The sequence below is a fragment of the Mesorhizobium sp. M7A.F.Ca.CA.002.09.1.1 genome, from assembly GCF_003998555.1.
GTDB classification, from domain to species: domain Bacteria; phylum Pseudomonadota; class Alphaproteobacteria; order Rhizobiales; family Rhizobiaceae; genus Mesorhizobium; species Mesorhizobium ciceri.
Map to the genome: position 1 here is coordinate 1 of NZ_RZRR01000990.1, position 1,915 is coordinate 1,915.

At 62.3% G+C, this 1,915-nt stretch carries 1 protein-coding gene and 1 pseudogene; one reads left to right on the forward strand and one right to left on the reverse strand.

Features of this window, described 5'->3' with window-relative positions:
- Positions 1–162 precede the first annotated feature (162 nt).
- The gene (locus EN994_RS29315) at positions 163–1,482 is read right to left on the reverse strand and encodes a PRC-barrel domain-containing protein (protein ID WP_063169140.1); all 1,320 of its coding nucleotides are present in this window, start codon (positions 1,480–1,482) and stop codon (positions 163–165) included.
- A 250-nt stretch (positions 1,483–1,732) separates the two neighbouring features.
- On the opposite strand from EN994_RS29315, the pseudogene EN994_RS29320 reads away from it, so the two are divergent.
- Positions 1,733–1,915 (forward strand): annotated as a pseudogene (locus tag EN994_RS29320) (diacylglycerol kinase family lipid kinase); the annotation flags it as partial.

The window sequence follows — 1,915 nt, forward strand, 5'->3', positions numbered from 1 at the left end:
CGACTGCTCGCCTGGCGGGCCGAACATCTCGATCAATCGCTGGCACTGGCCGAATTGACCGAGAACGGCCTCGTCGGCCATGCCGCTGGCCTGCCTCCACGCCACACATGAACACAGGCCCGCATCGTTGCCGGCGCGGGCCTGTATCCGACTGGGTGGAAACTACCTGACGATCATGCGCTGCTGATCGCGCTTCTCGGCATAGCTGCCCTTGTCATAGGCGGTTTGTGCCTCGAGCTGTTCCTTGGTGAAGGTCGTGTACAGGTATTTGTTGCCCGCCTTGTCGGTCATGAATTTGAGATTATCCATGCCGACCGCGACTTCCTTCTCGCCAATGCCGAGGAAGCCACCGACATCGACGATCACCGCATCGGCCTTCTTGTCGGGCGCAAGCACGACATCGCCGATCTCGCCGACCTTGGCGTCGTTGGCGCCATAGACAGTCGTGCCCTTGAGGTCATCGGCGCGAATCTCACCAACCGGCATCTCGGTCAGCGTCGACTTGTCGATGGCTGCGGTCTTTGTCTGGTCCGGAGCCGAGGCATCGGGGGTCGTGGGCGCCGGAGCCTGTGCCGTCTTGTCGGACGGAGCGACGGCAGGGGCTGCGGCGGGCGCGACTGCTGCCGGCGCATTCGAAGCCGTCGTTGCCGGCGCAGGGTCATAGGCCTTGCGGTTGAAATCCGGCTGCGCCTGCAATTCTTCCTTGGTGGTCTGGGCGACCAGCCAGCGGTCGCCATTCTTCTCGGCCCACTGCGCCTTCGAGAAGTCATAGGTGACGTTCTTGGCGCCAAGGCCTAGGAAACCGCCGACGCCGATGACCAAGTACTGCGCCTTGCCATCCTTGGTCAGCACAATGTCGTTGACGTCGCCGATGTTCTGGGCGTCATCGCCGGTGCCGTTATAGACGTTTTCCCCGATGATGTTGGTGGCGAGATTGCCGTCGGCGCGCTTGACTGGTTCTGCCGAAGCGGCGTTCATGTCGACAGGCTTTTGCGCTGTGTCCGTCGTCGCGGGTGCTGCCGGCGCTGTTGCGTCGGTCGATGCCGCAGGTGCTGGGGTCGGGCTGTAAGGCTTTTTATCGAATTCTGCCTGCGCCGTCAGTTCGTCCTTGGTCGTCTGGGCCACCAACCAGCGGTCGCCATTCTTTTCGGCCCACTGCAGCTTGCCGTAATCGAAAGCAACGCTTTTGGCGCCGACACCCAGAAAACCGCCGACGTCGATGACAACGGATTTCGCCTGCCCATCCTTGTCGAACACGACGTCGCTGACCTTGCCGATGTTTTCGGCATCGTCGCCGGTGCCGTTGTAGACGGACTCACCGATGATGTTGGTGACGATGCTGCCCTCTGCGCGTGCCACAGGAGCGGCGGCGGGCTCCTGGACGGCGGGCGTGGCAGGCGCCGTATTTGTTGCGTTCTGCGCATAGGCGCCGGTCGCGACAAAGGTTGCGAGCGCCGTCGTGGCTAAAAGATTGCGGATCATGGTAGTCTCTCCTCGTGCCTGATCTCATGCGCCGCGTCTCCTTGGGGAACGCGGCATCTGCAGGTTCACAACGTCGTGACCGGGTCAGTTGTTCCGACAAAGCGCTGCGGTCCGGGAACGAAACCACGGAAATTATTGAGCCGCTGGGGTAGTCACCCCGTGGCAAGAGGAACCTTTCTGTCGACGCCGCGTTTCAGCCGTTGGCTGGGTATATCCCGGCCGCCATTTGGCTGACCTGGTGGAGCGGGGCATGAGATTTGCAGCGGTGCTGAACCGGGACGGCGGCACTTTGCGCACCACCGACCTCGCCGCTTTCTCCGACAGGATGCATCAGACGCTGGAAACGGCAGGCCACTCGCTCAGCATCGAAATTGTCGCCGGCAAGGATGTGGTGGAGACGCTGGACAACGCCGCTTCGCGTCGCTCGGTCGAC